The 5,093-nt window shown below is 53.4% G+C and carries 7 protein-coding genes; 6 read left to right on the top strand and 1 reads right to left on the bottom strand.

The genetic code is table 11. From position 1 onward, the window contains the following. The first annotated feature begins 155 nt into the window (after positions 1–155). Genes drpB through ACSZPU_RS23205 form a run of 3 tightly spaced genes read left to right on the top strand, consistent with a single transcriptional unit; the run spans position 156 to position 1,691 of the window. Positions 156–425: a cell division protein DrpB gene (drpB, locus tag ACSZPU_RS23195; RefSeq protein ID WP_499003671.1), complete on the top strand. Its 270-nt coding sequence runs from the start codon at positions 156–158 to the stop codon at positions 423–425. A 52-nt stretch (positions 426–477) separates the two neighbouring features. Continuing rightward, positions 478–1,179 (top strand): phosphohydrolase, encoded by a 702-nt coding sequence (locus tag ACSZPU_RS23200; protein ID WP_499003674.1) that lies wholly within the window; start codon positions 478–480, stop codon positions 1,177–1,179. Between the two features lie 17 nt (positions 1,180–1,196). Next, positions 1,197–1,691 (top strand): very short patch repair endonuclease, encoded by a 495-nt coding sequence (locus tag ACSZPU_RS23205; RefSeq protein WP_499003677.1) that lies wholly within the window; start codon positions 1,197–1,199, stop codon positions 1,689–1,691. On the opposite strand, the gene yedA is transcribed toward ACSZPU_RS23205, so the two are convergent. Further along, complete coding sequence (yedA, locus tag ACSZPU_RS23210; RefSeq protein ID WP_499003680.1) at positions 1,666–2,577, bottom strand: drug/metabolite exporter YedA; 912 nt, start codon at positions 2,575–2,577, stop codon at positions 1,666–1,668. The two genes, ACSZPU_RS23205 and yedA, sit on opposite strands and share 26 nt — an antisense overlap. A 192-nt stretch (positions 2,578–2,769) precedes the next feature. Here yedA and ACSZPU_RS23215 point away from each other — a divergent pair, with 192 nt between their 5' ends. The 3 genes from ACSZPU_RS23215 to dgcQ all read left to right on the top strand — a co-directional run. Next, positions 2,770–3,681 carry a DUF808 domain-containing protein gene (locus ACSZPU_RS23215; protein WP_499003683.1) on the top strand — a complete coding sequence of 304 codons (912 nt, stop codon included), beginning with the start codon at positions 2,770–2,772 and terminating at the stop codon, positions 3,679–3,681. Between the two features lie 78 nt (positions 3,682–3,759). After that, the gene (locus ACSZPU_RS23220) at positions 3,760–3,942 is read left to right on the top strand and encodes a YodC family protein (RefSeq protein WP_499003687.1); all 183 of its coding nucleotides are present in this window, start codon (positions 3,760–3,762) and stop codon (positions 3,940–3,942) included. Between the two features lie 81 nt (positions 3,943–4,023). Then, the coding region (dgcQ, locus tag ACSZPU_RS23225; RefSeq protein ID WP_499003690.1) for a cellulose biosynthesis regulator diguanylate cyclase DgcQ at positions 4,024–5,093 on the top strand (1,070 nt) is incomplete at its 3' end.

Genomic DNA, 5,093 nt, shown 5'->3' on the forward strand with positions numbered 1-5,093 from the left:
TTATCGGTAGTTAACCCTTCCTCCTACACTCTCCACAATCATGTCCGAGCGTTGCACTTATTATCTGAATTCGCGCAATGTGGTGTTTATCACGTTTATAGTGAAATTATATTGTGTTGTTGCAGTCAAGGTTATGAGTACCAGGATGTACAGGGATGAAGATAAAACGTGTTCGCGGTCCGGGGGGTAAGCTTGCGCTATGGGCTTTCTGGTTGTTTTGCCTCTATTTTCTCTGGAATGTTGTGCAGATCCTCTGGACGATAAGCCGTACTGCTGCCCCATCCGCGGGTTCATTGCATGAGACGGGAATGGCTGAGCCTGCGCAGTGGTTACTGGCGTTGCTCAGCCTGCTGACCTTCGGTGCCGTAGGGCTCATGCTGGCAGGGATTGCCTGGTATACCCGACCGCGTGAGACGGACGCATAAGCAATGAAATAAAATGGTGCTATGGTTACCGCTTTCACCGGAAGGAGTGACAATGACGTTAACTGAATGGCAGCAGCGCTTTGATGAGTGGGTCGCACAACATTATACGCAGGCAGATGCCGCACACGATGTCGCCCATTTTCGCCGGGTCTGGCGTACGGCGCAGCATCTTATGGAAGATCAAAAAGTGGATGGACTGGTGGTGCTGACGGCCTGCTATTTCCACGACATCGTGAGTCTGGCAAAGAATGATCCACAGCGCGCAATGGCTTCGCGCATGGCGGCGGAGAAAACGGCGAGCATCCTGAAAGAGGACTTCCTGGATTTCCCTGAGGAAAACTTTACGGCGGTACGCCACGCCATTGAGGCGCACAGCTATAGCGCCGGGATCGTACCACACACGCTGGAAGCCAAAATTGTCCAGGATGCCGACCGACTTGAAGCGCTGGGCGCGATTGGTCTGGCCCGCGTATTTGCTGTGGCAGGTTCGCTGGGGGTTGCCCTGTTTGATAGCAACAATCCGTTTGCCGATGGGCGAGAGCTCAACGATAAACGTTACGCGCTGGACCATTTTCAGACCAAGCTGCTGACCTTGCCTGCGACGATGCAAACGGAAAAAGGGCGAGCGCTGGCGCAATATAATGCCGAATACCTGGTACAGTTTATGGCGAAAATTAGCGCTGAATTGCAGGGCGATTACCACGGGCTGGACAACGATGTGTTGCAGCGTTTTTGCCACCACAAACCAGATTGATAGCATAAGGGGGGCAAATGGCCGATGTTCACGACAAAGCGACACGCAGCAAAAACATGCGCGCCATTGCCACCCGCGACACGGCAATTGAAAAGCGTCTCGCGTCGCTGCTGGAAACGCTGGGGCTAACATTTCGCGTCCAGGACGCTGCGTTACCAGGGCGTCCCGATTTTGTGCTGGATGACTATCACGCCGTGATTTTTACTCACGGCTGTTTCTGGCACCACCACGATTGTTACTTATTTAAAGTGCCCGCAACGCGTACCGAGTTCTGGCTGGAAAAGATTGGCAAGAATGTGCTGCGTGATGGCCGCGATAGCACACTTTTACGAGAACAAGGCTGGCGAGTGTTGATTGTCTGGGAATGTGCGTTGCGCGGGCGGCTTAAATTAACGGATGATGCGCTGGGTGAGCGGCTGGAAGAGTGGATCTGCGGGGGAGGCGACACCGCGCAGATCGACACACGTGGCATTCAGTCAATGAACGCTATTTTTCCGCTTCACAAGGGGTAACGACCGGACGGGCAGGGAAGAGGTATTTACCCAGCGTCACCAGCACGACGGCCATGATGATAATCCCGAGTGCCAGCCATTCCACGCTGGAAAGGTGCTCGCCGCCAAAACCGGTACCGAGCAACACGGCCACTACCGGGTTAACGTAGGCATAACTGGTGGCGACCGCCGGGCTGACATTGCGAATCAGGTACATATAGGCGTTGATGGCAATCACGGAACCGAAAATGGCCAGATAGGCGACAGCCATAAAGCCCTGCGCCGTTGGTAATGTGGTCATCCGCTCGCCGCTTAACATTGATGCAATCAGCAGGACGATGCCTGCCGCCAGCATTTCGATTGCGCCGGCCATCATGCCGGTGGGCAATTCAATGCGTGAGCCGTAGACGGAGCCGAATGCCCAGCTCATCGAGCCGATAAGGATCATCAGCGCACCCCAGGGGTTACCGCTCAGGTTGCCGCCGCTGTTAAGCAAAATGATGCCAGCCAGGCCAATGGCAATGCCCATCCATTCTAATTTACGGGTCTGGATACCAAAAAAGTGGCTAAAGCAGAGCGTAAATAACGGGACGGTCGCCACGACGACGGCTGCAATGCCGGAAGGGACGTTCTGGTGTTCTGCAACGGTAACAAAACCGTTACCGACGGCCAGCAATAACACGCCAATCAGTGCTGCGTTAAGCATGGGGCGTAACGAGGGAAGTTTATGGCCGGTAATGAGCAGGAATGCCATCAACAAAATGCCAGCGGAAAGGAAGCGTGCGCTTGCCATCATAAACGGTGGCCAGCTTTCAACCCCGATGCGAATAACAAAGTACGTGGAACCCCAAATAATATACAGCGCAAAAAGTGCACCTATAAGCGGTAAAACTTGCCTGAAACGCATACTCCCTCACAGCAAAATAAAAAGGAAGCATATAGTAAACGCCAAAACTATCGCCCTGGCGAGCGGTTAATTGTACTTTATCTGTTAAATTTTTGTTGTACTGGCCTGGGGGATTTTCGCTGTCGCTTTTTTACATCATACTGAGATGGCGAGCAGGAAAAAAACCACAGGCAATCAATAAGGAAGAATATTTTGGCAGGTAGTAGCTTATTAACTTTACTCGATGACATCGCCACGCTGCTGGATGATATTTCGGTGATGGGAAAACTGGCGGCAAAAAAGACCGCCGGCGTATTGGGTGACGATCTCTCCCTGAACGCGCAGCAGGTCACGGGGGTGCGTGCAAACCGGGAATTACCGGTGGTCTGGAGCGTGGCGAAAGGGTCGTTGCTCAATAAAGTGATTCTGGTGCCGCTGGCTCTGTTGATCAGCGCGTTTATTCCTTGGGCCGTCACGCCGCTATTGATGGTAGGTGGGGCGTACCTGTGCTTTGAAGGTGTGGAGAAAGTCCTGCACAGTCTTGAAGCCCGCAAGCATAAAGAAACGCAGGAAGATCGTGAGCAGCGACTGCAGGCGATGGCGTCGCAGGATCCGCGCGCGTTTGAACGCGACAAAGTCAAAGGGGCGATTCGCACCGATTTTATTCTGTCGGCGGAAATTGTGGCTATCACGCTGGGTATTGTCGCCGACGCACCGTTGTTAAATCAGGTGCTGATCCTTTCCGGGATTGCGCTGCTGGTGACCATTGGCGTGTATGGGCTGGTGGGCATCATCGTCAAGCTGGACGATATGGGTTACTCGCTGGTAGAAAAGCGCGCCGCGCTGGCCCAGGCGTTGGGTAAAAGTCTGCTATTTATTGCACCATGGCTGATGAAGGTGCTGTCGGTGGTCGGGACACTGGCCATGTTTCTGGTCGGTGGCGGGATTGTGGTCCACGGTATTACGCCGTTGCACCATGCCGTAGAGAGCATCGCGCAGGGTAACAGTGCGCTTATCGCGGCGCTGCTCCCGATGCTGGCAAATCTGGTGCTGGGTTTTCTCATCGGCGCGGTGGTGCTGTCGGCGGTGAAAGTTGTTGCACGACTACGTGGTACGCACGCCTGAATTCTCAATTTTGCCATTATGCAAAAGGAGAAAACTTCGTCTAAGGTGAAAACGTTTCACCCTGATACAGGAGGCAAGATGGTCTTTTTGGTCAGTGATGAAGTAAAAGCAAAAAAAGGTGGGCAGTGCATGATTGTCACCGGTTATGCCAGTGGAATGGTGGAGTGTCGCTGGTATGACGGTTACGTCGTGAAACGTGAAGCTTTTCGGGAAGATGAATTGGTTCCCGGTGAAACGCGAAAGGTTTGCGAAGATGCATAGCCACCTAAAACGCCCGGCATGTCCGGGCGTTTTTCTTCTTACCGTTTTGCCATTGGCAACCGCACTGTGTGGTGAGGCGTTATGATTAATCAGGGAGACTCCTCAGTGGGGCGGGAAAAGGTCATTAAAGGTCCACCGCGACTGGCTTTAGTCAAAACCTGGTTTGTTCCCAGCCGGGTAGTTAATCTCTGCTTTGTTATTGTCCTTGTCTGCTCGACGGTCCTCACCTGGCGTGAAGTGATGGTGATGAAAGGCGCCTATGTGGTCAGCCAGCGCAACACGCTGGACAATGTCTCTAACGTACTCGACCGGCAGGTGCAGGTGGGCGTCGATCGTCTGCTCTTCTTTCGTAACGGTATGCAGTCGGCGGCACAAACGCCGCTGGCGTTTGACGTCTTACGTAACATCCAGGGGGAGTTTGAACGCGAGCGGATCCTGCCTTACTGGCAAATCGTGTTGGATAACCGCCGGACCTTGCCTATCTATGGCGTGTCGGATTATTTCGTCGAGCAAAGTGCCTCACTGAGCCGCGACAATCCGTTGTTGCATAACGAACTGACCGCTGCGATGGAGCTCGGTTATCTGTTCCGTTTCTCCTCCAGCGCCACCATGTTTCCTCGCCGCGCACTCTATGTTTCCCGCGCAGGCTTTTTTATCTCTACATTGCCCGTTGGCAACAATAATGAAATTGTGCAGCGTTATTACCAGTATCTGACCAGCCCGTGGTTTGCCGCGCAAAGCGAGCGTGAAAATAAGCTGCGCGGTGTACGCTGGTTTAGCGATGAAGCCCATGAAGCCAATTTCGCCGATTCGCTGGTCACCGCCAGCGTGCCACTGGATTATCAGAACTACTGGTATGGCGTGCTCTCTATGAGTTTTCCCGTGTCGTCGATGCGGGCGGTATTGAGTGAAGCGCGCCAGGGCCAGGACAAAGGGGAATACCAGCTTTATGACGCGCAGTTCAGCCTGCTCACCACAACTGCTGAGGATCCGGCGAAGAGAGAAACCTTCTCTTCTGCGGAGCGTGCGTTGCTGCAACAGGATATGATCAAAGATACGGCCGGTGGTTTGCGGTGTAGTGGTCAACTAATTTTGGCCACACGACCTGACTGTTCGTGGAACAGCCGCTCTGATTCATTTGGCGTTAAGCC

Source organism: Phytobacter sp. V69 (assembly GCF_965644215.1).
In the GTDB taxonomy this organism is placed as follows: Bacteria; Pseudomonadota; Gammaproteobacteria; order Enterobacterales; family Enterobacteriaceae; genus Phytobacter.

Bases quoted from the DNA above. Each gene is read 5' to 3' on its own strand.
- ACSZPU_RS23220 (WP_499003687.1), top strand. From the start codon at position 3,760: ATGGTCTTTTTGGTCAGTGATGAAGTAAAAGCAAAAAAAGGTGGGCAG.
- ACSZPU_RS23200 (WP_499003674.1), top strand. From the start codon at position 478: ATGACGTTAACTGAATGGCAGCAGCGCTTTGATGAGTGGGTCGCACAA.
- drpB (WP_499003671.1), top strand. From the start codon at position 156: ATGAAGATAAAACGTGTTCGCGGTCCGGGGGGTAAGCTTGCGCTATGG.
- yedA (WP_499003680.1), bottom strand. From the start codon at position 2,577: ATGCGTTTCAGGCAAGTTTTACCGCTTATAGGTGCACTTTTTGCGCTG.
- ACSZPU_RS23205 (WP_499003677.1), top strand. From the start codon at position 1,197: ATGGCCGATGTTCACGACAAAGCGACACGCAGCAAAAACATGCGCGCC.